We start from the raw sequence: 26985 nt of genomic DNA on the forward strand, positions 1-26985 counted from the left end.
CCTTTTAAATCGTTCTTTCCTATAAAACTTTATTAGAATGAAGGGGAATCAGTGAAAAACTATATTAGTCTTTTTCTGAAAATAAAAATATTTATGGGAATAGAGGACAATTTCCGATAAAATAAAAAGAGAATTTTATTCTGTCAGCGCCGTGCTGAACGGTTTTAGTTTAAGCGATAAAGGGGTTAAGGGAATACATGTCAACTGCACATAAACATAAGACAACGGAACAATTGATGGCGAAAAGCATGATGCTTTATGAACGGTTTCAGCAATTCGGAGACCATGAAAGGGCGGAAAAATCAAAAAGATTTCTAAAAAAGCTCTATCGAGAGGAATTTATTATTGCTTTTTGCGGTCATTTTTCAGCTGGAAAATCAACGATGATCAATCAGCTGACAGGGGAATCGATTTTGCCGTCGAGTCCGATTCCGACAAGCGCTAATTTAGTCAAAATTCGCCATGCCGACGAGGACTTTGCGAAAATTTTGTATCGAAACCGCAAACCGCTTTTGTTCAAAGGTTCGTACGAGTTTGATACAATAAAAGAATTTTGTAAAAATGGCATGGAAGTGGAATCCATTGAAATCGGCCGCAAGCAGTCCAAGCTACCGAAAACCTTAACGGTGATGGATACACCTGGGATTGATTCAACCGATGATGCCCACCGCATTTCCACAGAGTCGGCTTTGCATTTGGCTGATATGGTGTTTTATGTCATGGACTATAATCATGTGCAATCAGAATTGAATTTTACGTATACAAAAGAGCTCCTTTCCCATGGAGCAAAATTGTACTTAATTATTAATCAGATTGACAAGCATCATCAAGAAGAATTGTCTTTTGATGAATTTCGGCAATCGGTTTACCGTGCTTTTGATGATTGGGGAGTCCGTCCGGAAGGATTTTATTTTACAAGCTTAAAAGAGCCTGATCATCCATTCAATGATTTTTCCGTTGTGAAAAAGCTGGTGGCAGATAGCATTCAAATGCGGGAGGAGTTATCCTTGCAGTCTGCCGAAGCGATGACGGAGCGGCTGATTGCGGAGCATTTGGAATGGTTGAAAAAAGAACAAGACGAAAAAAGAGAGCAGCTTGCGGCAATACTAGGAAACGAATGGAATGAAAAAGAGATTTTCGCAAAGGAAGAACAACTAAGAATAAAAATCGAACAAAAAGATGTTCAAAAAGCAGTGGAGGAATTGGAAAACGAACGGGAAACCATTTTAAAAAATGCTTATATCATGCCGGCGCAGACGCGGGAACTTGCCAAGTCCTTTTTGGAAGCGTATCAGCCTGATTTTAAAGTCGGCTTTTTTTTCAGCAAGAAAAAAACAGAAGAAGAAAAGACCCGTCGATTAGAGCTGTTTTTAGCTGACTTGCAGGAAAAAGTAAAGGCCCAGGTCGAATGGCATATTCGTGACTTGCAGGCAAAATGGCTGAAAAAATACAATCTCGTTCATGACGATTTAGCAATGAAGGCGGAAGAATTTACGGTCCAATTGGATTCAGCGCTTTTAATGACGGCGATTAAACCGGGCGCTCAAGTAACAGGTGATTCCGTGCTGCATTATTGCGACGAAGTAGCCGAAAAGCTAAAAAAGATGGCTCGGATGGCCAGCAATGAATGGCTGGAAACGGCCAAATCGATTCTAGAGCAAAAATGGCAGTCGGAGCTGGGATCATTGCAAAACGAATGGACAGAGTGGAATCAAAAGAAAAATGCTGTGCTTCAATGGAAAGAACTTGACATTCTTGAAGACGAAAGAAAAAAAGCGTTTGCAATGTTGAAAACCGGCACGTACTCTTATTCTCCGACCTTCGATGAAAGAATACGGAAATGGGAAGCCGAAGAGCAGGAAGCGGAAATTTTTACAAAAGAAGCGAATCCATCAAAAACAAAATCGATTCCAAAAATCCAAAGAAAAGAAAGCGAGTATAAAAAAGCTGAATCTGAAGCGCCGGCTTTTTCTCCTGTCATCATCGCAGAGAAAATGCATCGATGGAGCGAAGCTTTAAAAGGAATTCCGGGCTTTAAATATTTGCGGAAAGAATTGGAGGAGAAAGCGAACCGCTTAGGAAAACAAGAATTTACGATTGCATTATTCGGAGCTTTCAGTGCCGGAAAGTCTTCCTTTGCCAATGCCATGCTTGGTGAAAAAGTGCTGCCGGTTTCCCCTAATCCGACGACCGCAGCGGTGAATCGTATTCACCCACCGAATGAAATCAATCATGATCGGACAGCGGCAGTCCATTTGAAAACGAGGGAGGAAATGCTTTCCGATTTGCAGTCCTCTTTAGGTGTTTTTCATGTGAAGGCGGATTCCCTTGAGGAAGGATATGAACGCATTCCAAACATTACCGCAAACGAGAATAAAAATGGAAAAGAAAATATTCATCTGTCCTTTTTAAAAGCGTTTTATGAAGGATTTCCGGAATATAAAGACCATTTAGGGGAAACACTCGTCGTCGATTTGGAAACGTTCCGGGGGTTTGTGGCCAATGAACGTCAAAGCTGTTTTGTAGAATCCATCGATCTTTATTATGATTGTGAGTTTACCAGATTGGGAATCACATTGGTCGATACTCCGGGAGTTGATTCTATCAATGCCCGCCATACGGGAGTCGCCTTTGAGTATATTAAAAACTCCGATGCAATTTTATTTGTGACCTATTATAACCACGCGTTTTCAAAAGCAGATCGTGAATTCTTGATTCAGCTTGGTCGGGTGAAAGACTCGTTTGAATTGGATAAAATGTTTTTTATCGTTAATGCCGTAGATCTTGCAAATGATGAGGAAGAAATAGCGGATGTTTTATCGTATGTTCAAGGTCAGTTGCTGCAGTATGGCATTCGCTTCCCGCGAATTTACGGCGTCTCGAGCCTGCTTGCTCTATACCCGAACAAACGAAAGCAATCGCGGATAGAATCGTTCCAAACCGCCTTTCAATCTTTTTTACAAAACGATTTAACGAAGATTGCCATACAATCTGCAGAACGTGATATGAAGCGTGCAGTCTTGCAGCTGGAGCAATTGATCAAAACGGCAGAGGAGAATCGGGAAAACCGAAAAGAAAAAAAAGCATTGCTGGCAAAGCAAAAAGAGCAAATCAGCCAACATTTGCAAAAGGAAACTCCCGATCTTATGTGGAAACGGTTGTGTCAAGAAATCGATGAGCTCGTGTATTATGTGAAACAACGTGTTTTTTATCGGCTTCCAGACTTTTTTAAAGAATCTTTTAATCCATCTGTTTTGCAGCCGTCAAGCGGAAAAGCAGCGCTTCGTACAGCATTAGAGGACTTTTTGAGCTCTATCGGATTTGATTTGTCTCAAGAAATGCGGGCCACAAGCTTGCGAGCGGAGAAATTTCTTCACCAAGTTTTAAATGCGAAGCAAAAAAGTTTGCACGAACACTATCAAAGTATTCAAGAACAGCTTTACTTTTCTGATTTGGAATGGCCGACGAAAGAAACGCCTGAATTTCCGGCAGCGTTTCATTCTCTTCCGCAAGAAACGTTTTCACCGGCGCTCGCTCTTTTCAAAAATGCCAAAACGTTTTTTGAAAAGAATGAGAAACAGCTCATGCAGAATAAATTGGAAGACATACTGTCGCCGTTAGCCGATCAATATCTTTTGAACGAAAAAGAAAAATTGAGCCAATGGATAAAAGAGACATTGGACGAACAATTCAACCGCCTGAAGAACAGCTTAGTATCTGAATGCGAGGAACAATTCTCCGCTTGGATGGAAGCGTTGGAAGCAACGGAAAATATACAGGAATGGAAAGAAGTGCTAAAAGTGCTTCAAAAAGACATCGCTTAGGAGGAGATTGGATTTGTCTGTCAACCGGTTCCACGCATGCGCCACCTGCATTCATTTTTCAGCCGAAAAAACGGAAAGTGGAATGCTTTTTCGCTGTCTCCGCTTAGGCTATGAAACGAAAACTTATTATCGGTTCAACTGCTGGACACCAAAAGACCATGTAAGGAAATTGATGAAAAAAGAGAAAGGCGAGGTATTGGAACAGAGGTCGTCCTAGGAAGAAAAGAATCAGTCCGGGGCTTTCAATCGAAGCTCCGGTTTTTTTGAACAAAAAAGAGAAACAACATCATGTTAAGATGACTGAACGGCAGTTTGTCAACAATGCCGACAAGACCATTGTTCTTTATCATGGAAAATGGAATTCTTTCTAGAATCAATGAATTATGGTAGTATGAAAGGAAGTTCATATTCAACAATGGGGTGACGGAATGAAAGAGAATGAACATCTTTTAATCGTAGACGGAATGGCGCTTTTGTTTCGGTCTTTTTACGCAACGGCTGTGACGGGACAATTTATGATCAATTCGAAAGGGATGCCGACTAATGGCGTGCAAGGATACATAAAGCATTTGCTGACAGCGGTAGAGAAGATTCAGCCGACGCATATCGCGGTATGTTGGGACATGGGGGGTAATACATTTCGAAACGACCTTTTTCCTGATTATAAAAGCAACCGTGAGGCACCGCCGGTTGAGTTGATTCCTCAATTTGACCTGGCGAAGAAAGCGACTGATTTTTTTCAACTTCCGAATATTGGAGTGGAAGGTTTCGAAGCAGATGATTGCATTGGAACCATCGCTAAAAGGGAACACCCCAAAAAAGTCACGATCTTAAGCGGAGACAGAGATTTGCTGCAATTGCTGGATGAACATATCGATGTCATGCTTCTGAAAAAAGGGTATGGAAACTATGCGTTTTACACATACGAAAGATTCTATGAAGAATACGGTGTGACGCCCCAACAGTTTATAGATGTCAAAGCATTGATGGGAGATCCGAGCGACGGCTACCCGGGTGTGAAAGGCATTGGAGAAAAAACGGCACTGAAATTAATACAACAATTTGGCTCTATCGAAGGAATCCTTGAAAATCTTTCTTTGCTGTCGCCTTCTCAGAAAAAGAAAATAGAAGAAGATTTAGATATGCTTTTCCTTTCGCAGAAATTAGCAACCATCCATTGTGATGCTCCAATTAGCTGGAATAAGGAACAGGCGCGTTGGGAGCCGTTTCTCGATTCTATTATGGAGTGTATCGAACAGTTTGAATTCAAAACGTTAAAACCACTTTTATTACGCTGGAACATTCATAAATCAGCCGGACTGTTATCGAATGAGCGGTGAGCAAAATATGTTGCCCACCGCCTTTTTTTAACAGTAAATCGAAAGAAGCGCTTTTTCGTAAAAGTATTTAAATTAAAACAGTCATTGGCTATTTTTTATTCGATTTTTTTGCAGCATTTTCCAATCGGCTTTTAGGATCGGGAGTAAAATCGGCATCTTGGCCATAGCCTTGCGGATTAACGCCTGGTGCTTTTGTTCCTCTTCCTCGGTTTCTGTTTTTGCTCATGATGGTCACCTCCATCTTTACTTTCTCTGGAGAGAGTTCATTTTATGCAAAGCAGCCGCTCTCTCTGAAAAGAAAAGCAGGTCAGTGAATAGGGGAAACGGCGTGTTGATGATTTTTTATACTTATCAAGATACGACGAGCAGAAACGTCTTTTTTTCACTACAGCCTCTTAATCGCATAAATGGTTCTGAAATGTTCATCTGGATGCGAAGGAATGCAATAGGAGTCTATTTGAGTAGACTCTCTCGTTATCTCAAGTTCAATCTCGATCTAATCCTGTTGGAATAACCTGTACAGGATTTTCAACCTGATAGAATGGTAGGAAACCATTTTTTGTTGTTTGAAAATTTATACACTTGGGAGGGATGTTTCTTATTATTAAAAGTTATGAAACTGGTGTTTTGTCGCACATGAACTCCCAAAAGGACAAACGAAGAGATTTGATTTGACTGTTTTTCCTTTTCAACAGTTTCGTGAAAGTTCTTTTCTCTATTCATTTCTAGAAGTCTAAGAAAATGATTGCTTTCCGATTGGATTAAGTGATTGCCAAAGATTAGCTTCTTTCTTTTGGTTTATTTAACCGGCCTTTTTCCGGAAAAAATACTGAAAAATAGGCACTTCTGATATCACCATACTTAGAAAAATCAATAAAGAACCGGTCACTCCTGACCATGACAGCCGTTCACCGATCCAAAAATAGGCGGTCAGGACTCCAAATACAGGTTCCATTGACAAGATGAAAGCCACCTTTGGCGGGGACGTATATTTTTGGGCGTATGTTTGAATAAAAAAAGCAGCGTCCGTTGCCAACAAGGAAGTCATCAGTAACGGATAAAAAACAGAAGGTTTTATAAGAACAGAAAGTTGAAAAGTTGTTTGCCAATTCTCCAACAGGAAGGATCCAATGAAACTAAGAATGGATACGGTGAAAAATTGGACGGTCGTTAACATCAGCACGGAAGCTTTATGGGTAAATTTTCCTGTCAATACGATATGAAATGCGAACGCAATGGCGCAAAATAAACTGAGAACATCCCCTTTATTCCAGCTACCTCCATCACCTGCCGAAGTAAGTAAATAAAGACCTAAAGCCGCTGTAAACGAGCCTACGATGGCAGAAAAAGAAGGTTTTATTTTCAAAAGAACGAAAGCCAAAAACTGAACAAAAACAACATACAATCCAGTGATAAAACTCGATTTGGCAACAGTGGTGTACAATAGCCCGACCGTTTGGAAAGCATATCCAATAAACAAGCATAATCCAAGTACACTTCCATAGCCGATCGCATTGAAAGAAAAGGTTTTTTGATCTTTTCGAAGCACGACAATGAGAAACATGACAAGCCCGGCCAAACCAAACCTTACGCCGTTAAAGAAGAGCGGCGGCAAAAAGTCAATTGCGTTTTGAATCATCACAAATGTTGAGCCCCATACAAGCGCAACTATGAATAATGAAATATCAGAAAGCCATTTCATCATACTGTCTCCTTTCATGAAGAGGAATCCAATGCAAAAATTCTCGAAAGTGGTGTAATCATTCCCCAAGAACACAATCCTTGTAAAATTAGCAGAACCGAACGTTTGAAACCCAAGTTTAAGCAAACTCAAAACCGATGCCATTTTTTTAATTTTCCAATGCGAGTATGAATGCTAAGAAATCGAAACAGACATAAAATAAAACAAATGGAAATTTGGATCGTAAAATTAACATGTTATTTGGATGATGGACTGTTGTTTCCGATAGTCATTACGGCAATCATAATCAAAACGTAAAGGCACTTGAAAAATTTTCGAACTAAAGGAAAACCTGAATCCGTGATGAATTGAAATCGACTTTGATTTTGTTGTAATTTTGATGGATTGATAATCCATAAAACCCTTTTTATGCTTATGACCTATGTCATCTCTATTTCCGAAAATGGAACAAATCTCTTTTTTAGGTATACGAACCAAAAAAATAGACAAAAAAGCACAGGGAGTGACGTTGGACATTAGTGTCCGAACATTCGTTCGTTATCTTGCCTCTCTCCATTTCTGATAGACGTTCAGTAGGGGCTCGCTATAGCCACTCCTTCGCGTCAGTTTCATCCAGATCTGTCGTGATCGACGGACGAGTCGCCCTGCCATCGTGATCACCGTCTGAATAATCGTCTTGATGCGGCGGCGTTTCACTTTGTGGTGCAACGGATGTCTCGGATCGCTTAATAGATCTTGTCCAATCAGACGAAGAAGATTGTAAACGAAGGCTCCCATGACCAACACGAGCGCATTCGTTTTCATCTTCCCAGATGGAAGCCGCTCTAAATCTAAGTCGCTCTTCAGTTCGCTATGAAACTGTTCGCATGTCGCATGGTCATGATACAACGCGAGCACATCGCTCATTCGAACATGCTCGTATCCTTTGAGCCGCACCCAATAGCTTTCCACTTCATAATCAGGAACGAGCATCAGCTGTCCATTGCGTTCCATCGTCCGTTCCGTCACTTGGGTGACTTGAACGTACGTATACGTGTTTCCATCGATCGCTGCCTTCTGTGGAAGGCATAGCTCATAGGTTTGTACTCCTTCGCTTTGTCCATCATCGACACGTTTGCCCTTTTGCGAAGCGATCTGGAACCAAAGCGCTTTCGATTCTCGGCGTAAGTTTCGCTTGATGACAAAGTCCACGTCTTCCTTTAGGCATACGTGCACATTCGCTTCTGCATCGTTTCCTGCATCCATGCGAACAAGCAGACGAGATGAAGTCAGTTGACGAGCTCGACGGATAGCGGTGACTAAAAACGAGGGCATGTTGTCTTGCACATGTTGTTTCCCTGGACGCAACTCGGCATGAACGAGATACCCTTCCTTCCCTGCATACGCAAACAACGGTGTAAAACCGTCAAATCCTTTATACGTTCGACTGACTCCTTCTTTTTTCGTATCGGAGTTGTCAAATGGGGAACCATCTATATCAAGGGGAAGCCATGTCGTCTTTCCTTTGGTCCAACAAGGGGACAAAGTGGCATGTCGTTGAATCAACAGACGTATGGACTCCTCCCAAAGAATCGTTTCGGTCATCGGAAGACAAGCGAGCTGATCGAGTCGTTGTCGCAAGGTTGGAGAGGAAGGCACGTGCTGAATCCCCATCGATGCCGAAAAGATATCGTCCTGACGATACGCTTCGATATGATCGAAATCCGTTTTTCCTGTGGCAAGCAAGCCAATCATCGAGCGAATGACATCGCTATGGGAAATGTGCACTTCTCGACGAACCGTTGGAAGCCGAAGTGCGTTTACCCGTTTATCCAGTTTCGTTCGATGGAGTAAGTAGCCAACGAGAGCAAGCCCAGCACTTGGGGTAATCGCTTCATCTGTCAATACAAACCGAATCGGGAAATCTTTCATCACATCACCTACTTGATGAAGAATCGTCAACGTCGTTTTTCCTTATCGTATCAACGGTTTGCGACCATTGTAAAGATGTTTTGTCACGGATTCAGGGAAAATATATAATGGCTAGTTGTATAATCAAATGCAACAAGCATAAAAAATGAAAAACCATAGATAAACCACGTATGATTAAGTCGACTAAAACAATATCGATACGGAGGATTTATCTATGGCAATTACTAATTCTACCATAGGAGCTCGGCATTTCAAACACTTAACGGCTTATGACCGTGGGAAAATTGCGGCCTTACACGCTGCTGGTAAGACTCAACAGGAGATTGCAGATTATGTTGGTTGTCACAAAAGCACCATCTCCCGTGAGTTAAGAAGAGGTACAGTGCCACAAAGAAAAAGCAACGGGAAAATTGTTCATGTCTATTTTCCAGACACAGGTCAACTTCTCTATGAGAGAAACAGGAAAGCCTGTGGCCGCAAGCTAAAACTAGACGATGCCATCGAGTTTATTAAGTATGCCGAAACTCAGATCCTTGATAAGAAATGGTCTCCTGATGCGGTATGTGGGAGAGCCAAACGTGATGGGAAATTCAAAGACAAAATGGTTTGCACCAAGACCCTTTATAACTATATTGATCTAGGACTTATAGGCGTTAAAAACATTGACCTACCTATGAAAATTACCCTGAACACCAAGAAAAAACGTAACCGGAAGAATAAGAAGATCTTAGGACGCAGTATCGATGAGCGACCAATTGAAGTCAATGAACGCCAAGAGTTTGGTCACTGGGAAATTGATACGGTTATAGGCAAGAAGACTAAAGATCAGGCCTTATTGACTCTTACTGAGCGCAAAACCCGTAAAGAAATAATTTTGAGAGTGACAGCCAAGGATAGTCTATCCGTTTCAGAAGTCATATCTCAGTTGAAAGTGTCTTATGGTAATCGGTTCTCTAAAGTGTTTAAAACCATTACGGCTGATAACGGTTCTGAATTTGCTGACCTCGGCCTTAGTGTTGAAAAAGATCTAACAGAGGTTTATTTTACACACCCTTACACATCCTGTGAACGAGGAACCAACGAGCGTCATAATGGCCTTATTAGGCGCTTCATACCAAAGGGGAGACCCATTTCCTCTGTGGCAGACGAAACCATTACCTATGTTGAAAATTGGTGTAACCATCTTCCAAGGAAGATCCTCAATTATCGTACACCTGAGGAGTGTTTCCAAATAGAGTTAGCTGGCTTAGCTTCTTAACCTTAAGCCAGCTAACCCAAAGGGTTGGTTTTTAGCAACTTGACAAAGAGCCTCTGCGGGCATGGCTACCAGCCATGAAGCCAGGTATACGGTACTGGCTGGGCCAACCAGGCTACCATGCCCACCACTCCACGTCAAGTCGCGCAGAGTGTCCCGATTCTACTTAATCATGGGTTATCTGGTCTTTCAATACTTGTTGCATTTAATATTGCAATTTAAGGAAAATATATAATTATGTAAGTATTATTGGGGGCTAATGTCCCTAATGCTCGATAAGTTCAACTAACCATAAGCGGGGATGAAAAACCCCCGCTTATGGAAGTTTCACTTTATAAAATGTTCATAAAAATTATTGTACTAAACAAATGAACTTGCGAAAAGATAGGAACAGGTGAACAAGATGAAAATGAAAATAAAATGGCTATACAGCCAAAAGAAAATCCAGGAAATATGGTTTGAATCAGACTGGATGGAGAAAGAAAAAGTTCTGCCGCTGATCCAAGATTTAGAAAAAACCGGAAGATTGAAGCAAGTAGTTGTCATCGACGAGTTGCAAAATCAGTGGTCCAAAAAAGAATATATAAAATTAAACGAAAAGCTGGAGGAAGAGCCGGTTGATATCACGGTGTATTTTGACGGAGGATTTGACCGTACCACATTTACAGCAGGCACTGGTATCGTTATTTATTACACAAAAAGTGGGGTGCCCTACAGGATAAGAGCCAACCATAAGCTAGATGAACTAGAATCCAATAATGAAGCGGAATATGCAGCTTTATATCAAGCCATGCAAATGCTGGAAGAACTAGGGGTCAAAAATACGGTATGCACCATTTCCGGCGATTCATTAGGGGTATTAAAACAGTTGTCCGGGGAGTGGCCGTGCTTTGAAGAAAATCTAAATAAATGGCTGGACAGGATTGAAGCGAAAATCAACGAACTGCAAATAAAGCCTCTTTACAAAGAGGTGGATAGAAAGCAAAATAAAGAAGCGGACAAATTAGCGAGCCAAGCGCTGAAAGGAATTACAATAAACAGTCATTCGAAATTATGATGATAAATAGAATCGTTCAGTACGAAGGGTGTTGACTCAATTGGATAGGAAACAGTTGTTGGAAGAGGTGGATGAATTACTACAAACATATTGTCGAGGATGTTTAGTGAAATCCACGTTGCGAAAAGAATATGGGAAAACAAGGGCTCACCGATTTTGTATTCGTGAATGTACAGTAGGAGAAAAACTAAAAGAATACGGACGGCGACTTTAAGATGGAGAGAAAGATGTTGAGGAGCTGTCCGCATGCGAAGAATTTCGTTTCTGTTTTTCCATGTTGAATCCGTTCATCAGTAAATCGCAGTAATCGAATCGCAATCTTGAAGATGTTTCATTCATTCTTTCAAGAATCGAGTAGGAGGGAGCGATTAACTCCCGTCCTCTCACACCACCGTACGTACGGTTCCGTATACGGCGGTTCAATTAAGATCATTGACGCAAGTCTTTATAACTTCCGTGAATAGCTGTTCTCTTTATGCCAGTGGTCACTCCACCCTCCAAGAGGTCTCCCACGGGATTCACCGCTTCCTCCCTCAAGTGAGGTACTACGTTTTCTGTGTTCATCATGACTCACTGAATACCAAGGGCTATTCTCTCTTAATTGTTCGGTCCTTCTTAGTTGTTCTAGACCAACTAATACTATGACCTCTGCTGACTTCTGACGGTTCAGCTACTTATCACTAAGTAGGTTATGAAGAGTACTTCACATATCCGCCAGACCTCCCCGGGTAAGTACATGCACTTTCACACCATCTATCCGCCTCATTTACTCGATATGACCTTCGACAGAAAGAGCTTTGTTTTGTTATGCAAACTCACTCCATCATACCTAGCCTTATATGAGGTTCGTGTTCCTCGGACCGGTGTTTTGCCTCCAGCTTCCTTCAGATTCCGCGTCACCACGGACACCCTTGCTCTTGGCTAACCTCTACTTCTGTCTTCGGGGTTCGGGACTTACACCCTATAGTTCATGTACATGCCGGGCGCACATCAAAAAAAGCTGGCGGAAAACCGCCAGCTTTTCATATTCACAATGGTCAAAAAGAAACCAAAATCGCGAAATTAAAGTTTTACAACATTAGCAGCTTGTGGTCCGCGGTTACCTTCAACGATTTCGAAAGAAACTGCTTGACCTTCTTCAAGTGATTTGTAACCGTCACCTTGAATAGCTGTGAAATGAACGAATACGTCGTCTCCGCCCTCAACTTCAATAAACCCATAGCCTTTTTCATTGTTAAACCATTTTACTTTACCGTTTTGCATATTATTAAATCCTCCTAAACTTTCCAAGCACATCGTGCTCAATCAAAATATTTATCAAATAACAAAATACTTCACGGCTTCCTATAGTTTGAAAGGCGGAACATATTCTGTTAATTGATAACACCAATATACAACATAAGAAGAGAGAAGTCAAGATAAGAACAGGCCTTTTAGAAAAATTTCTCTTCTCAAAGAAAGAATTCAATGATATATTTTTATTTTTGTTCATTCTTATGATAATATTCAATTGGTAGTACACTTTCCTTATCGGAAGAATTGGAGGTAGAACATGCCAACGCCGAGCATGGAGGATTACATAGAACAAATTTACTTGTTAATTGAAAATAAAGGGTATGCAAGGGTTTCGGATATCGCCGAAGCTTTGTCTGTGCACCCATCTTCTGTGACCAAAATGGTTCAGAAGTTAGATAAAGATGAATATTTGGTATATGAGAAATATCGAGGTCTTGTCCTTACTCCAAAAGGGAAAAAAATCGGGAAGAGGCTTGTCGATCGTCATGATCTGTTGGAATCGTTTTTAAGAACGATTGGTGTAAAAGAAGAGAATATTTATAACGATGTGGAAGGAATTGAGCACCATTTGAGTTGGGACTCCATTAACCGCATTGCCGATTTGCTGCAATTTTTTGAAGAAACTCCCGAACGGATTGAATCGCTTCGCATGATTCAGATGAAAAATGAAGAAGAAATGTAAAGCGCTTCCTGAGTATGGACCCGGGAAGTTTTTTTATGCGGCACCTATCGGTTTCAACATAAGAAAAATTAGGGAAAACCGTCCTTTAATAAATGGAAGGGAAATCAGAAAAGTAGATGTCCTCGGACATTTTATTCAATAAAATTCGGTTACCATCTTTGTTCCATTGGATTTCGGTGCCGCCCAACATCCCAGCTTCTGCTTCCATCAAGGCTTTTTGGTAGGAAATGATCCTTCCTTTGGAGGTTTTAACACTAACGATGTCTCCTGAAGAGTTTCTTTGGACAGCAACAATATATTCCATTGTTACCCCTCTTTCTTTGTAGAATCTATTGTCTATCATGTCCTTGGAAACGGATTTTTACTAATAAATTTTTATTGTTTCGAATACAGCGTTCGATTATGATTATGGTAAAAACAGGCGGTGGTTCTTTTGAAATCAAACGAGTGGACGGACTATGCGAAGGATCAATGGAATCAGAATGCGCAAAATTGGCATGCTAGAAGTAAGAATATGTGGGAAAAAGGCAGCCGAAAAGAAATATTGCCATTTTTACAAAGCGCTTTGCCAATTGGAAAAAAGATTTGCGATTTAGGGTGTGGCGACGGTTATGCCGCATTAAAATTGGCTGAAGCCGGTTATCTGGTGACGGGTATTGATCTTTCTGAACAAATGATCAGCATCGCAAAGTCTTATCAGTATCCGAACGTCCGATTTTTAGTTGGAGATCTTTCAAATGTGCCGATTCCTGATCACTCACAGGACGGGGTGCTGGCGATCAATTCTATTGAATGGACGGAGTCTCCTTTGGACGTAATACGTGAAATAGGAAGGATTTTAATACCGAAAGGAATCGCCTGTATAGGGATTTTGGGCCCAACCGCCGGTCCGAGGGAAAATGCATACCCTAGATTGTTGGGAGAAAAAGTGATGATGAATACAATGATGCCATGGGAATTTAGCAAATTAGCATCTGAGCATGGTTTTATAACATTAAAGGAACTCCATGTTCCGAAAAGGGAAACGGACAGAACCATATTATCCACTCTCCCCGACCCATTAAAACAGGCGATTTCTTTTATGACTGTCTTTTTGCTGCAGAAGGTGAATTGAGCACCTTTGCCAAAGGCCTTTGAAATGACAGACTTTCATACACAATGGGGGAAATAAAAATGGGTATACATACGAAAGTAAAGACCGATATCGAGATCGCCCAAGAGGCGGAGCTCAAGCCGATAAAAGAAGTCGCGAAATCGATTGGTTTGGAAGAAGAAGATTTAGAATTTTATGGGAAATATAAAGCGAAGTTGTCCTATGAAACGTTAAAGCGATTGAATACAAAACCAAACGGAAAACTGATTCTCGTTACTTCCATTAATCCGACTCCTGCGGGTGAAGGGAAATCGACGGTCACTGTTGGCTTGGGAGACGCTCTCTCGCAATTAGGCAAGAAAACGATGATTGCGTTGAGGGAACCTTCGCTAGGTCCGACGATGGGAATAAAAGGTGGAGCGGCAGGCGGGGGATATGCCCAAGTCATGCCAATGGAAGATATTAACTTGCATTTTACCGGGGACATCCATGCCATTACGACAGCGAATAATGCCTTGGCCGCTCTATTAGATAATCATATTCATCAAGGAAATGAGTTGAGAATCGACCCAAGACGGATTGTTTGGAAACGATCATTGGATTTGAACGACCGTGCGCTAAGAAAAATCGTGGTTGGATTAGGCGGTCCTTCACAGGGAGTGCCGCGCGAAGATGGCTTTGACATTACCGTTGCTTCTGAAATCATGGCGGTCCTTTGTCTCGCGACCGATTTACAGGATTTAAAAAGAAGGCTGTCGCAAATGGTAGTCGCCTACAATTACGATAAAGAGCCCGTAACCGCTGGCGATCTTGGGGCTGAAGGGGCCCTTACCCTATTGTTAAAAGATGCTCTGAAGCCGAACTTAGTCCAAACGATCGAGCATACACCTGCGCTGGTTCATGGCGGTCCTTTCGCCAATATTGCCCACGGCTGCAATAGTGTAATGGCCACAAAAGCTGCGTTGAAACTTGCGGACGTGGTCGTGACAGAAGCAGGATTTGGTGCTGATTTGGGAGCTGAAAAATTTCTCAATATCAAAACGCGCGCTGCCGGATTTCAACCGGATGCCGTCGTGATTGTCGCGACAATCCGTGCCTTGAAAATGCACGGCGGACAAGGAAAAAGCGAATTAAATCAAGAAAACCTGTCCGCTTTAAGAAAAGGCATCGCGAATTTGCAAAAACATATTGAATCCATCCAGCAATTTGACCTGCCTCTTGTCGTAGCGGTGAATCGGTTTATAACGGATACGGAAAACGAAATCAATGAACTTTTTCAATGGTGTGCCGAAAAACGAATCCCTGTGGCCTTAACGGAAGTGTGGGAAAAAGGCGGAAAAGGAGGCTTGGATTTGGCGGAAAAAGTGTTAAAAGTGATCGAGCAGTCCAATCATTCTTTCCGTCCTCTGTACTCCCTTGAACAAAGCTTGGAAGAAAAAATCTTGGCCATTGTTCAATCGATTTATGGCGGAAAAGGGGTTGAGTTTTCGGCAAAAGCTCGCAAACAATTGAAAGAGTTTGAAGAGAATGGTTGGAGTGGTTTGCCGATTTGCATGGCTAAAACTCAATACTCTTTATCGGATGATCCTGAAAAATTAGGTCGTCCAAGAGACTTTGTCATCCACGTACGGGAGCTGCTGCCAAAATTAGGTGCTGGTTTTATCGTCGCGCTGACAGGAGACGTGTTGACCATGCCCGGCCTTCCCAAACATCCTGCTGCTAATCAAATGGATGTCGATGAACAAGGAAGAGCGATCGGTTTATTTTAACAGAAAGAGCCTATTGGGTTCTTTCTTTTACTGTTTGCGTGAAAAAGAGGTGAGGGCATGTTTGATCCAACGGCTTTTGACAATATGAAAGTAGTGGCGGAAGGATTGTTCTATGATTTGGATTTAAATGGAGTCATCTCCATAAAAGAGAGAAATGATATTATAGACTTAGCTCGGCTTTCGAGAAAATATTCGCTTTCATTTTCATTAAAGGAGCGCTCGAATATTCTTGCCACCTTCCGACTTTATGCCCGTTTGGAACAGTTGTCCGCTGAATTGCTTGCCAACGGGGCTGCCGAACAACGCGGAGCATTCCTTGAAGTGGTTTATTCCGGAAGTGAGCAAGACGTGACGAAAGAAAGAATCCGAAAATGGAAAGCAGCATGGGGACAACCAAGAATGTTCGAAACAAGAAACATTGATTCTTCTTTGTCGGGAAAATCGTGTGAATTAGTGGTCCGTTTTGAACGATTAATTACGGAAGACATGATGGACGATTTGCAACAACTGATCGAATTTTTTGTTGCGACTCTTCAAGATTGATATCACGACAATGGATTCCTTTTGGATTTCGAAATTTGATTAAAATGTCCATTGAGAATCATTCACTCGTGTTTATTCATCAAGAAAGTCGTTCAACCGGACGGATTACTGCATGTATAATCGTTCTTTTCCGTGAAAGGATTCTGTCATTTCAAAGAATAGCGGCAAAAATGTTTGTTTTTTACGTTTCATATAAATGGTTTCTGTTTACAGGCCGGAGCATTCCTCGCCGCCAAATTGGGGATTGTCGCAAACGATAGAATCATTTTCTTAAAGGCTATCGTTACGTTCAGATGAAAGGAGGAAGTATAGGAGAAAATTTGGCGAACGCTTCTGCCAACCATCCCCTTTCGCTGTGGAGGGCTCCTGTACGTTGAATATGAAAATTTTATCCGTTGAACATTTGTCTAAATCATATGGGGATAAAGTATTGTTTCAAGATATTTCATTTACCCTCGGTGAAAAAGAACGGATCGGGTTAATCGGGGTGAACGGCACAGGAAAATCGACGTTATTGAAAATTGTCGCAGGAAAGGACGTTGCGGATGAAGGGGAGATATCCGCACCGAATGATTATTCTATTGCGTATCTTCCTCAAGAACCGGAACTAATAGGAGATCGAACCGTTTTAGATCAAATTTTCCAAAGTGAAGCCGAGGTGATCCGTCTCTTAAAAGAATATGAAGCAACCGTGTCGCTGCTAGAAAAATATCCGCAAAAGATGGAATTAACGGAAAAATTGTTTGAACTACAAAAAAAGATGGACGCACTGAACGCTTGGGAAGCAAACACGAATGCCAAAACGATTTTAACGAAGTTGGGGATCGATCATTTTGATCAAAAAATTGCGACTCTCTCCGGAGGGCAAAAGAAACGGGTTGCCCTGGCGCAAGTATTGATTGAAACACCTGATTTGCTGATCTTGGACGAACCAACGAACCATCTTGATTTTGAAACGATTCAATGGCTTCAAGATTTTTTGAACAAATATCCGAAATCTGTTTTCTTTGTTACACATGATCGCTATTTTCTCGATGCGACTGCCAATCGAATGTTTGAATTGGCAAAAGGAAACATTTTTCTTTATAAAGGAAATTACCAAGATTATCTGGAAGCGAAAGCGGTGCGTGAAGAACAGGAAGAATCTCTGGAGAAAAAACGCCGCAATTTGTACAGAAGAGAATTGGCGTGGATAAAACGAGGGGCTAAAGCACGATCCACAAAACAAAAGGCACGGATTGAACGCTTTGAAAAGCTCGAAGAAAAAGTGGAAAATCGCGTCAAAAAAGAGCAGCTCGATATTCAATTGAAAGGAAGCCGCCTCGGGAAACAAGTGTTTGAATTAAAACATGCTTCTAAAGCTTTCGGCGACAAGGTCATATTGAAAAATTTTGATTGGATTGTGAAGCCGCATGACCGCATCGGGATTGTCGGACGAAACGGGAGCGGCAAATCTACCTTCTTAAATATTTTGGCTGGGAAAATTCCTTTGGATGAAGGAGAATTGGTGACTGGATCAACCGTTAAAATCGCTTTTTACACACAAGAGCGTACCGACATGGATGAAAATAAGCGGATCATTGCTTATATTCGAGAAGAAGCAGAAGTGATTGAAACAAAAAGCGGTGAACGCATTTCAGCCGCCCAAATGCTGGAAAGATTTCTTTTTCCGATGAACACGCATGGAACGCCGATTCGAAAGCTGTCCGGAGGCGAGAAGCGGCGGCTTTATTTATTAAAACTGTTAATGTCACAGCCCAATGTGCTGTTTTTAGACGAACCAACGAATGATCTTGATACGGAAACTTTAACGGTGTTGGAAGATTATTTGGAGGATTTTCCCGGCGTGGTCATAACGGTCTCCCATGATCGCTATTTTTTGGATAAAACGGCCAAAGAGCTGCTCGTTTTTGAAGAAGAGGGGAACATACGTCACTATTACGGATCTTACAGTGACTATTTGAACGAGCAGGAGGCAGCGAAAAAACCTTCTCCACCGTTGAAAGAGGAACGTAAACCTAAAGCATCAAAATCAGAAAAGAAAAGAATGACGTATTTAGAAAAAAAAGAATGGGAGGAAATTGAAGACAAAATTGCGGATACAGAAAACAAGATCAAAGAGTTAGAACAACAACTAGAAACAACCGGAAGCGATTTTGAAAAGGCACAGTCGATCATGGAGGAACTAAATCAATTAAACGAACAGCTCGAATTTTTGATTGAACGGTGGAGCTATCTTTCGGAATTAGCCTAATAGACAAATCATTCATCGGTTGTCTCTCGTTTATGATACAATGGCATTGTTACGAATTTTCCGGTTCGATGAGGGGAGGAAGAAACTTGAAAATTGTGGCAATAGAACCTACGCCTAGCCCTAATACAATGAAAATTATATTGGATGAGGAACTTCCCTCGGGGAAAAGCCATAATTACAAGAAAGAGCAAAGTAGTGATGCGCCCCCAGTCATCGCTGACATATTAAAGATAGATGGGGTAAAAGGCGTTTATCACGTGGCAGATTTCTTGGCAGTGGAACGAAATGGAAAATATGATTGGCAAGAAATTTTGCCGAAAGTACGACGCGTATTTGGCGAAGAAGTGGAAACCAAGCCCGAAAAGAGAACGGCCAATGAACATTTTGGGGAAGTAAAAGTATCGGTTCAAATGTTTAAAGGTATTCCATTGCAGATTAAATTAAATGACGGTCAAGAAGAAAAACGATTTGGACTGCCTCAGGAATTCATTAAAGCTTTTGAAGCTGCTCAGCAAGATGGCGACAATTTTGTTCTGCAGCGTACTTGGAAAGATTACGGTGTTCGGTATGGGGATATGGATGAAATTGGAAAAAGTATGATAGAAGAAATCACCGCACTTTACACCCGGGAAAGGTTGGATGCGCTCGTTGATCGCGCCCGACAAGGAGAACGTCAAAGTGAGTATAAGCTAGAACGGGTCAAGTTGACACCCGAGATGTTGGATGAATCGGACTGGCGGAAGCGGTATCAGCTGTTGGAACGAATGGAAGATCCTACATTGGACGATTTGCCCTTGCTTGAAAAAGCGATGAACGATGATAAAGTAGCCATTCGCAGACTTGCAGTGGTCTATGTAGGCATGATCAAAGATAAAAAAGTATTGCCGCTTTTGTATAAAGCGTTAAAAGATCCGGTGGTGGCCGTTCGCCGAACAGCAGGAGATTGTTTATCCGACCTTGGATTTAAAGAAGCAATCCCTGCAATGTGTGAAGCTCTGAAGGATAAAAGCAAAATCGTCCGATGGCGTGCCGCCATGTATTTATATGAAGTCGGAGATGAAACGGCCCTTCCGGCATTAAAAGCGGCGGAAAATGATCCGGAGTTTGAAGTGCAAATGCAGATTAAAATGGCAATTGAACGAATAGAAGGTGGACAAGAGGGAAAAGGTTCTGTTTGGAAACAAATGACCGAAGCCCGAAAAAATGAAAAATCGGAGGAAAAGAAATGACGAATGCTTATGAAGAATATATGAAACAATTAGTGAAGCCGATGAGACAGGAATTGGTGGACGCCGGTTTTCAAGAGTTGATCACACCAGAAGAAGTCGTTCATTTCATGGACCAAGCAGAAGGAACGACACTAGTATTTGTCAATTCTATGTGCGGCTGCGCTGCGGGGCTTGCTCGTCCTGCAGCCGTTAAGGCGATCGCAGAATCAGAGAAAAAGCCGGATCATTTGGTGACGGTTTTTGCTGGACAAGATCGGGAAGCTACGGCCAAAATGCGGGAATATTTTACAGGCTATGAGCCTTCATCGCCGTCCATGGCCATATTAAAAGGCAAAGAAGTTGTTCACTTTATTCCGAGGGAAGATATCGAATACCATGAGGTTGAAGACATCGTTACCAATTTAACGAATGCCCTTCATCAGTTTTGCGATTAATGGAGAAAGGATGTCGAATAGGCATCCTTTTTCACTTACTAACCTTTCAGGATATTTGTCTTTTCCGATTAGAATAAAGGTGAGTGAATTTTTTTATTACGGAAAAATCAAATGAACGCAATAGATGATGGGAATGAAAACATCCTAACCCATCATTGTTTATTACAGGAGGCTCTTCATGTCAGAGATAATTCAAGACATCACAAAGACTTATGCACAATTTTTTGAATGGGACATGTGGATGGAAGTGTTAACGGATCCCGTAAGCTGGGGACTGATCGGTACTCTCGTTGTTTTAGAGGGGCTTCTCTCTTCCGACAACGCTTTAGTATTAGCGGTGATGGTTCGCCATCTTCCCGGTGCTCAAAGAAGAAAAGCGCTGTTTTACGGACTGATTGGTGCATATCTTTTAAGATTTATTGCCATTGGGATCGGTGTTTATTTAATTAAGCTATGGTGGATTAAAGTACTTGGAGCACTTTATCTTGCCTGGTTGTCTATCCATTACTTTGTCGATAAGAGTATGGGCGAAAAAGTGGATCAAGAGGTTACCGGGATCAAGAAAAATGGCTTATTAATCAAGTTGTTCGGGCCATTTTGGGGTACGGTAGCGGCCGTGGAAATGATGGATGCGGCTTTTTCTGTTGACAGCATCTTGGCAGCTTTCGGAATCAGTGAAAAAGTATGGGTCCTGTTGATTGGCGGAATGTTGGGAGTTCTGATGATGAGAGGAGTCGCCGGATTGTTTTTGCGGCTCATTGATCGTATTCCAGAACTGGAAACTACCGCTTACGTCATCATTATTTTTATATCCATAAAAATGCTCTTAAGTGTTTTCCATATAGAAATTGAGCATGTTTATTTCTTCGCATTTATACTCCTATGTTTTATATTGACCTTTGCAACCCATATATTAAGAAAGAAATGATGGAACGAAATACCCTTTTGTCAGTGTGGTACAGAATGGGTGCATTAGAGAGATTGATAGAAAGAGGCGAAAGGATGTATTTAACGATAAAAGAAACAGCGGATTATTTATCATTGCCGGAAAAGTATATTGAGAGCTTGATACTTCATAATAAAATCCGCGCTGTTTTTGACGGAGAACAGTATTTAATTTATAAAGATCAATTCAATACTCATTTAGAACAAATGGAAAAATTAAAAAAACAGTTGGAAGAATGGTACAATGAACCGATTCCGGAAGACTTGGATGTCAAAGATGAAGATTAGGTGATGGACGCGCGGCGAACTAGAAAAGAATAGGAAAAATCATCATGATATGGAAAAGGTTCAAGAAGTTGGCTTGCTCTTCGCTCTCTTATTCTATGATACAATGAATGTAGTTTAATAGGGGAGGGCGATGGCCATGAAACGTATCTTGATCATTTCTCTACTCTTTTTGCTACTGTCTGTTTGGCCGCTTCACCCGCATACAAATGCCTCTATTACAGGCATGTTTCTAAAAAATTCTCATCTAGTAAACAATATTAGCCTTCGTTCGAAACAGACATTGGGAGATATTGTCGTACTTCCTGAAAAAATCGGACAGCCCATAGAGGCGGAGAAAATGATCCGACACTTGGATCATCTTCCTCCGCCTCTATTAAAAAAAATAGATCAAGCAGGAATCAAGATTTATCTTTTTAATGGGAAATTAACTGATATTCCTACTGCTTCCTATTTAAAAGGAGAGAGTCCCCGCGGATATGCAAATCACAACGTGAAATGGGATAATGTCCCCGGAATCGGGGGATCGAAGTGGGTGCTCGCCAAAATTGGATGCAGCGAAAAAGGAAAAGGGCACGGTTCTGTTAGTTTGGAACTTCATGAACTCGGGCATTCGGTTGATCGTTATATTTACAACGATCCTTTCGGCGACCTGCGTTTCCATGCTATCTGGAAAAAAGAAGCCCCTGTTCTTTTTCCGCATCAATCTTATTTTATTGATTATCAGGAAGAATATTTTGCAGAAACGTTTGCTATGTATTATTTAAACAGCCAAACAAAGGCTTACTTGCGCCAACATGCACCAGAAACCTATCAATATTTCGTAGATATGGAAAAAAGCCATTTTTATGTTGCTGATATATCTGTTTGATCAACATGGTTTTGAAAAATTGGACAAAAAATAAGTAGCACATTCATTTGTCTCCCCACTGTGTGGGGATTTTTTTCTGTCGGGGACTAGAGAAAAAACAATTTCGCTATCTAAGACAGACTCTCTGTGATATTATATGAAAAGTATTTTCTGATTAGACTCGCTTTTGGTACAATCAATTTGCAACAGGTAGAATCGAGGTGGAGTTCTTGAAACAATATTTAGAGTTAATCGAACATGTTTTAAACAATGGAATAAAGAAAGATGACCGGACAGGCACAGGTACCATTAGTACGTTTGGCTATCAGATGAGAATTTCTCTGGAAGATGGTTTTCCTCTCTTGACAACGAAAAAGCTTCATTTAAAGTCCATTATTTATGAATTGCTTTGGTTTTTGCGGGGAGATACGAATGTTCGCTATTTGCAGGAGCATGGCGTAAGGATTTGGAACGAATGGGCAGATGAAAACGGCGACCTTGGACCGATCTACGGTTATCAATGGCGTTCTTGGAGAGGTGCGGATGGCCAAACAGTGGATCAAATTTCTCAAGTGATCGAGCAAATTAAAACGAACCCTAATTCGAGACGATTGATCGTTAGTGCTTGGAACGCAGCAGAAATTGAGAAAATGGCTTTGCCTCCATGCCATGCTTTATTTCAGTTTTACGTGGCCGACGGTAAATTATCGTGTCAATTATACCAACGGTCGGCAGATGTTTTTCTTGGTGTTCCGTTTAATATTGCTTCTTACGCTCTTTTAACGATGATGATCGCTCATGTTTGCGGCTTAAAACCAGGCGAGTTCATTCATACATTTGGAGACGTTCATATTTATTTAAACCATCTTGAACAAGTTAAGCTGCAATTAACACGCGAGCCGCGTCCGCTGCCGAAAATGATCCTAAATCCGGAAGTGAAAAATATTTTTGATTTCCAATATGAAGATTTTCGATTGGAAGGATATGATCCACATCCACATATTCCGGGTGTTGTGAGCGTATGATTTCGTTAATTGTAGCGATGGATGAAAACGGCGTTATTGGCAATGACAACCGATTGCCTTGGAGATTGCCTGAGGATTTGAAGTTTTTTAAGCGGACGACGATGGGACATGTGATTGTGATGGGGCGAAAGACGTTTGAATCGATTGGTAAGCCGCTGCCCGGGCGAAAAAATGTGGTACTGACCAAAAACCGCAGTTTTCGGGCGGACGACTGCACGATTGTACATTCTCCGGAAGAAGTGCTAGCGATGAACGATCAGTACGGAGAAATTTTTATTATTGGAGGAGCCGAAATTTTTCGTATCTTCCTTCCTCATGCAAAACGAATGTATATAACAAAAATCCATCACCATTTTGCTGGCGATACGTATTTTCCGGAAGTGAACTGGAACGAGTGGCGGATTGAGGAAAAGAAAAAAGGAATAAAAGACGAACAAAATCCATATGATTATGAATTCCTTCTTTTTAGCCGATCTTAAACGAATTGCAGCGGTTTCTTCCGCTGCTTTTTTAATTTCTAAAAAATCGATAAAAAAATCATTATTTTTATAAAATTTTTAAAATACTTGATTTTGTGAATATTGTACTTCATAATTTTAATACATAACAGCGTTTGAGCAAAAAAGAATGGGGGGATTTTTGTGAAAAGGAAGTGGAAAGGGATTCTAGCTGCAGGTTTAGTCAGTACCCTGCTTTTAAGTGGATGCGGCAGCAAAGAAACAAGTAGCGGAAAAAGCGGGTCCAAACAAGAGAAAACGTATACGATCGGTGTTACGCAAATTGTGGAGCATCCTTCTTTAAACAATGCGTTTAAAGGATTTAAGAAAGCACTGAAAGATGAAGGGATTTCGGCAAAATATGATGTGCAGATTGCCCAGGGAGACCAAAATAACAACCAGACGATTGCCAACAATTTTGCGAGCGAGGGCGTTGATTTAATTTTTGCCAACTCAACTCCTAGCGCATTAGGCGCCTTAAATGCGACAAAAGAGATACCAATCGTTTTCACGTCGGTATCTGATCCCGTCGGCAGCGGATTAGTCAAATCGATGGAAAAACCGGGAGGCAATATAACAGGTACAACGGATATGCATCCTGAAGCGATACCGAAAACGGTTCAATTTATGGCGGAACAGTTTAAAGGAAAAAAAGTGGGAGTCATTTACAATGCCGGAGAGCCGAATTCAGTGGCGCAAATCAATCAAGTAAAAAAAGCAGCCAAAAAATACAAATTAGAAATAGTTCCCGTTACGGTTTCGACTTCTTCTGAAGTGAAGCAAGCGGCGGAATCGCTGGTCGGCAAAGCGGATTTTCTCTATATATTCACGGATAATACCGTTGTTTCAGCATTAGAATCCGTCATCAAAGTAGCGGATGACCACGATATTCCGCTATTTGTAGGTGAACTGGATTCTGTTAAACGAGGAGGTTTCGCTGCTTATGGTTTTGAATATTATGATATAGGCTATGAGGCAGGAAAAAAGGCCGCACAAATTTTAAAAGGGGAAAAGAAACCGGGTGATATATCCGTTGAACCACCGTCAAAGCTGAAATTAGTCATCAATGAAAAGGCGGCGAAAGCCATGAATATTCCCATCAAAGACGAGTGGAAAAAAGAAGCGGAATTGATTCAATAATGTTTGATGAGCGGTAAGGGTGAACAGAGCAGTTTGTTTGACTGCTTCTTGGAGGGATGAGCATGTTTACTTCTTTGTTTGGGTCTGTAGAGGCAGGCGTCATTTACGCCATTATGGCATTGGGAGTGTACATTTCTTTTCGCATATTAGACTTTCCCGATTTAACGGTTGACGGAAGCTTCGTGACTGGAGGTGCAGTGGCTTCCGTTATGATCGTTTCCGGAATAAACCCTTTTATAGCAACAGGTTGTGCCTTTCTTGCCGGCTTTTTAGCTGGATGTATAACAGGCCTCTTGCACACAAAAGGAAAGATCAATCCGCTGCTTTCCGGGATTTTAATGATGACGGCTCTTTATTCCGTTAACCTTCGCATCATGGGAAAGCCAAATGTTCCTTTACTGGCTGAAGATACAGTCATCACGATCATTTCCAAGTGGTGGAATCATCTAGGAATCGACCAAGCGATCAACCATTGGCTGGAGTTGGCGGGTCTTGGCGCATATGTTCCGAAAACGTGGGGTATATTCATCATTATGCTAGTGCTGGCTTACTGTATGAAAAAATTGATCGATTGGTTTATGCGAACCGAAATTGGTTTAAGCATTCGTGCTGTAGGAGACAACGAAAATATGATCAAAACGTTCTCGGCGAACACTGATTGGTTGAAAGTGTTAGGACTTGGTCTTTCCAACGCATTTGTTGCTTTTTCGGGAGCATTGATCGCTCAATATAACGGTTTTAACGATATTGGCATGGGAATCGGGATGATCGTCATAGGCTTGGCGTCAGTCATTATTGGCGAAGCGATCATCGACGACAAAACTATTATTCGAGCCACTGCGGCGGTTATCGTTGGTGCGATTATTTACCGAATCATTATTGGGCTGGCACTTCGCATTCAATTTTTCGATACGGGGGATATGAAGCTGATTACAGCTGCAATCGTAGTTCTAGCGTTAATCGTTCCACAATTGATTGAACAGTATCGAAGACATCAAATGAAGAAGCAGCGGGTTTTGATGAGGATACGTGCAGCAACGGATCGAGGTGAAACAGATGCTGGAATTAAATCAAATCTATAAAGTTTTCTATGAAGGAACTCCTGATGAAAAAGTAGCGATACATCACCTTGATCTACAATTGAAAAAAGGGGATTTTGTCACCGTGATCGGCAGCAATGGAGCGGGAAAATCTACTTTAATGAATATCATATCCGGAAAGTTAGCTCCTGATTTGGGGATTGTACGTTTAAACGGAGTTGATGTCACCAACGTTCCTGAACATAAGCGGGCAAGGAAAATCGGAAGAGTGTTTCAAGATCCTATGGCGGGTACTTCTCCGTCCATGACCATTGAAGAAAACCTCGCTATTGCTTACAATCGTACGAAAAGACGTACATTATCGATCGGAGTGACTAAAAAAAGAAAAGAACTGTTTAAAGAAAAATTGCAAATGCTGGAATTGGGATTGGAAAATCGGCTGCAAGCAAAGGTGGGGCTTTTATCAGGTGGGGAACGGCAAGCCTTGTCTTTGTTAATGGCTACATTTACGGAACCCGAAATTTTATTGCTCGATGAACATACTGCAGCCCTTGATCCATCTAGAGCGGAACTGATCACCCACCTAACGAAAAGGATCGTCGAAACGTTCCATTTGACGACTCTCATGGTGACGCATAATATGCAGCAAGCTATCGATCTCGGCAATCGCTTAATTATGATGGACAAGGGACAAATTATTTTTGAAGCCGATGAAAAAGAAAAAAGGACATTAACGGTCGAAAAACTGTTGGAAGAATTCCAGAAGATAAAAGGTGAAAAATTGCTCAACGACCGCACGATTTTGGCGTAAACA

General features: G+C 41.5%; 26 protein-coding genes. 21 read left to right on the top strand and 5 right to left on the bottom strand.

What is annotated here, in order from left to right:
- Positions 1-197 precede the first annotated feature (197 nt).
- The 3 genes from N1I86_RS15225 to N1I86_RS15235 all read left to right on the top strand — a co-directional run bounded on the left by N1I86_RS15225 (position 198) and on the right by N1I86_RS15235 (position 5164).
- Positions 198-3824, top strand: coding sequence for a dynamin family protein (locus N1I86_RS15225; protein ID WP_003355076.1), 3627 nt, complete (start codon positions 198-200; stop codon positions 3822-3824).
- A 13-nt stretch (positions 3825-3837) separates the two neighbouring features.
- A complete protein-coding gene (locus tag N1I86_RS15230; RefSeq protein WP_040341714.1) occupies positions 3838-4041 on the top strand; it encodes a hypothetical protein in 204 nt (67 codons plus the stop codon).
- 211 nt (positions 4042-4252) lie between these two features.
- Positions 4253-5164, top strand: a complete 912-nt coding sequence (locus N1I86_RS15235) for a 5'-3' exonuclease (protein ID WP_341097021.1) — start codon at positions 4253-4255, stop codon at positions 5162-5164.
- Positions 5165-5252: 88 nt separating this feature from the next.
- On the opposite strand, the gene sspL is transcribed toward N1I86_RS15235, so the two are convergent.
- From sspL to N1I86_RS15250, 3 genes are all read right to left on the bottom strand, one after another.
- Positions 5253-5390 carry a small, acid-soluble spore protein L gene (gene sspL / locus N1I86_RS15240; RefSeq protein WP_003355074.1) on the bottom strand — a complete coding sequence of 46 codons (138 nt, stop codon included), beginning with the start codon at positions 5388-5390 and terminating at the stop codon, positions 5253-5255.
- 576 nt (positions 5391-5966) lie between these two features.
- The gene (locus N1I86_RS15245) at positions 5967-6866 is read right to left on the bottom strand and encodes an EamA family transporter (RefSeq protein ID WP_048624475.1); all 900 of its coding nucleotides are present in this window, start codon (positions 6864-6866) and stop codon (positions 5967-5969) included.
- A gap of 537 nt (positions 6867-7403) precedes the next feature.
- A complete protein-coding gene (locus N1I86_RS15250; RefSeq protein ID WP_044899598.1) occupies positions 7404-8777 on the bottom strand; it encodes an IS1380-like element ISGsp2 family transposase in 1374 nt (457 codons plus the stop codon).
- Positions 8778-8991: 214 nt separating this feature from the next.
- Here N1I86_RS15250 and N1I86_RS15255 point away from each other — a divergent pair, with 214 nt between their 5' ends.
- The 3 genes from N1I86_RS15255 to N1I86_RS15265 all read left to right on the top strand — a co-directional run bounded on the left by N1I86_RS15255 (position 8992) and on the right by N1I86_RS15265 (position 11303).
- Positions 8992-10035 carry an IS30 family transposase gene (locus N1I86_RS15255; RefSeq protein WP_048622401.1) on the top strand — a complete coding sequence of 348 codons (1044 nt, stop codon included), beginning with the start codon at positions 8992-8994 and terminating at the stop codon, positions 10033-10035.
- A gap of 400 nt (positions 10036-10435) precedes the next feature.
- On the top strand, positions 10436-11089 hold the full coding sequence (locus N1I86_RS15260) for a reverse transcriptase-like protein (protein ID WP_270583556.1): 654 nt from the start codon (positions 10436-10438) through the stop codon (positions 11087-11089).
- Positions 11090-11129: 40 nt separating this feature from the next.
- Complete coding sequence (locus tag N1I86_RS15265; RefSeq protein WP_081473103.1) at positions 11130-11303, top strand: zinc-finger domain-containing protein; 174 nt, start codon at positions 11130-11132, stop codon at positions 11301-11303.
- Between the two features lie 848 nt (positions 11304-12151).
- On the opposite strand, the gene cspD is transcribed toward N1I86_RS15265, so the two are convergent.
- Positions 12152-12352, bottom strand: coding sequence for a cold-shock protein CspD (cspD, locus tag N1I86_RS15270; protein ID WP_003355070.1), 201 nt, complete (start codon positions 12350-12352; stop codon positions 12152-12154).
- 289 nt (positions 12353-12641) lie between these two features.
- Here cspD and mntR point away from each other — a divergent pair, with 289 nt between their 5' ends.
- Positions 12642-13067 (top strand): transcriptional regulator MntR, encoded by a 426-nt coding sequence (mntR, locus tag N1I86_RS15275; protein ID WP_048623526.1) that lies wholly within the window; start codon positions 12642-12644, stop codon positions 13065-13067.
- Between the two features lie 85 nt (positions 13068-13152).
- Here the strand turns inward: mntR and N1I86_RS15280 are convergent, their stop codons facing one another.
- Entirely contained in the window at positions 13153-13371 is a 219-nt protein-coding gene (locus N1I86_RS15280) for a DUF3892 domain-containing protein (protein ID WP_341097026.1), read from the bottom strand.
- 120 nt (positions 13372-13491) lie between these two features.
- Between N1I86_RS15280 and N1I86_RS15285 the strand changes: the two genes are divergently transcribed.
- The 14 genes from N1I86_RS15285 to N1I86_RS15350 all read left to right on the top strand — a co-directional run bounded on the left by N1I86_RS15285 (position 13492) and on the right by N1I86_RS15350 (position 26982).
- Positions 13492-14181, top strand: coding sequence for a class I SAM-dependent methyltransferase (locus tag N1I86_RS15285; protein WP_341097028.1), 690 nt, complete (start codon positions 13492-13494; stop codon positions 14179-14181).
- Positions 14182-14240: 59 nt separating this feature from the next.
- Positions 14241-15929, top strand: coding sequence for a formate--tetrahydrofolate ligase (locus N1I86_RS15290; protein ID WP_341097030.1), 1689 nt, complete (start codon positions 14241-14243; stop codon positions 15927-15929).
- A gap of 57 nt (positions 15930-15986) precedes the next feature.
- Entirely contained in the window at positions 15987-16472 is a 486-nt protein-coding gene (locus N1I86_RS15295) for a hypothetical protein (RefSeq protein WP_003355065.1), read from the top strand.
- Between the two features lie 379 nt (positions 16473-16851).
- Entirely contained in the window at positions 16852-18726 is a 1875-nt protein-coding gene (locus N1I86_RS15300) for an ABC-F family ATP-binding cassette domain-containing protein (protein ID WP_341097390.1), read from the top strand.
- Positions 18727-18812: 86 nt separating this feature from the next.
- Positions 18813-19955, top strand: a complete 1143-nt coding sequence (locus N1I86_RS15305; protein WP_341097032.1) for a conserved virulence factor C family protein — start codon at positions 18813-18815, stop codon at positions 19953-19955.
- Positions 19952-20389 carry a BrxA/BrxB family bacilliredoxin gene (locus N1I86_RS15310; RefSeq protein WP_003355062.1) on the top strand — a complete coding sequence of 146 codons (438 nt, stop codon included), beginning with the start codon at positions 19952-19954 and terminating at the stop codon, positions 20387-20389. Before N1I86_RS15305 ends, N1I86_RS15310 begins: the two co-directional genes overlap by 4 nt.
- Before the next feature lie 178 nt (positions 20390-20567).
- Positions 20568-21317 (top strand): TerC family protein, encoded by a 750-nt coding sequence (locus N1I86_RS15315; protein ID WP_327805268.1) that lies wholly within the window; start codon positions 20568-20570, stop codon positions 21315-21317.
- Positions 21318-21391: 74 nt separating this feature from the next.
- Positions 21392-21622: an excisionase family DNA-binding protein gene (locus N1I86_RS15320; protein ID WP_003355060.1), complete on the top strand. Its 231-nt coding sequence runs from the start codon at positions 21392-21394 to the stop codon at positions 21620-21622.
- A gap of 136 nt (positions 21623-21758) precedes the next feature.
- Entirely contained in the window at positions 21759-22490 is a 732-nt protein-coding gene (locus N1I86_RS15325; protein WP_341097035.1) for an anthrax toxin lethal factor-related metalloendopeptidase, read from the top strand.
- A gap of 209 nt (positions 22491-22699) precedes the next feature.
- The gene (locus tag N1I86_RS15330) at positions 22700-23494 is read left to right on the top strand and encodes a thymidylate synthase (protein ID WP_048624472.1); all 795 of its coding nucleotides are present in this window, start codon (positions 22700-22702) and stop codon (positions 23492-23494) included.
- Positions 23491-23973: a dihydrofolate reductase gene (locus N1I86_RS15335; protein WP_341097038.1), complete on the top strand. Its 483-nt coding sequence runs from the start codon at positions 23491-23493 to the stop codon at positions 23971-23973. Before N1I86_RS15330 ends, N1I86_RS15335 begins: the two co-directional genes overlap by 4 nt.
- Before the next feature lie 162 nt (positions 23974-24135).
- Positions 24136-25131 (top strand): ABC transporter substrate-binding protein, encoded by a 996-nt coding sequence (locus tag N1I86_RS15340; RefSeq protein WP_341097041.1) that lies wholly within the window; start codon positions 24136-24138, stop codon positions 25129-25131.
- Between the two features lie 62 nt (positions 25132-25193).
- Positions 25194-26213 carry an ABC transporter permease gene (locus N1I86_RS15345; protein ID WP_341097043.1) on the top strand — a complete coding sequence of 340 codons (1020 nt, stop codon included), beginning with the start codon at positions 25194-25196 and terminating at the stop codon, positions 26211-26213.
- Positions 26188-26982 carry an ABC transporter ATP-binding protein gene (locus N1I86_RS15350; protein WP_003354934.1) on the top strand — a complete coding sequence of 265 codons (795 nt, stop codon included), beginning with the start codon at positions 26188-26190 and terminating at the stop codon, positions 26980-26982. Before N1I86_RS15345 ends, N1I86_RS15350 begins: the two co-directional genes overlap by 26 nt.
- The last annotated feature ends 3 nt before the right edge of the window (positions 26983-26985 follow it).

Origin of the sequence: Bacillus sp. FSL W8-0116, assembly GCF_038003825.1 — a bacterium.
In the GTDB taxonomy this organism is placed as follows: Bacteria; Bacillota; Bacilli; order Bacillales; family DSM-4216; genus Bacillus_O; species Bacillus_O smithii.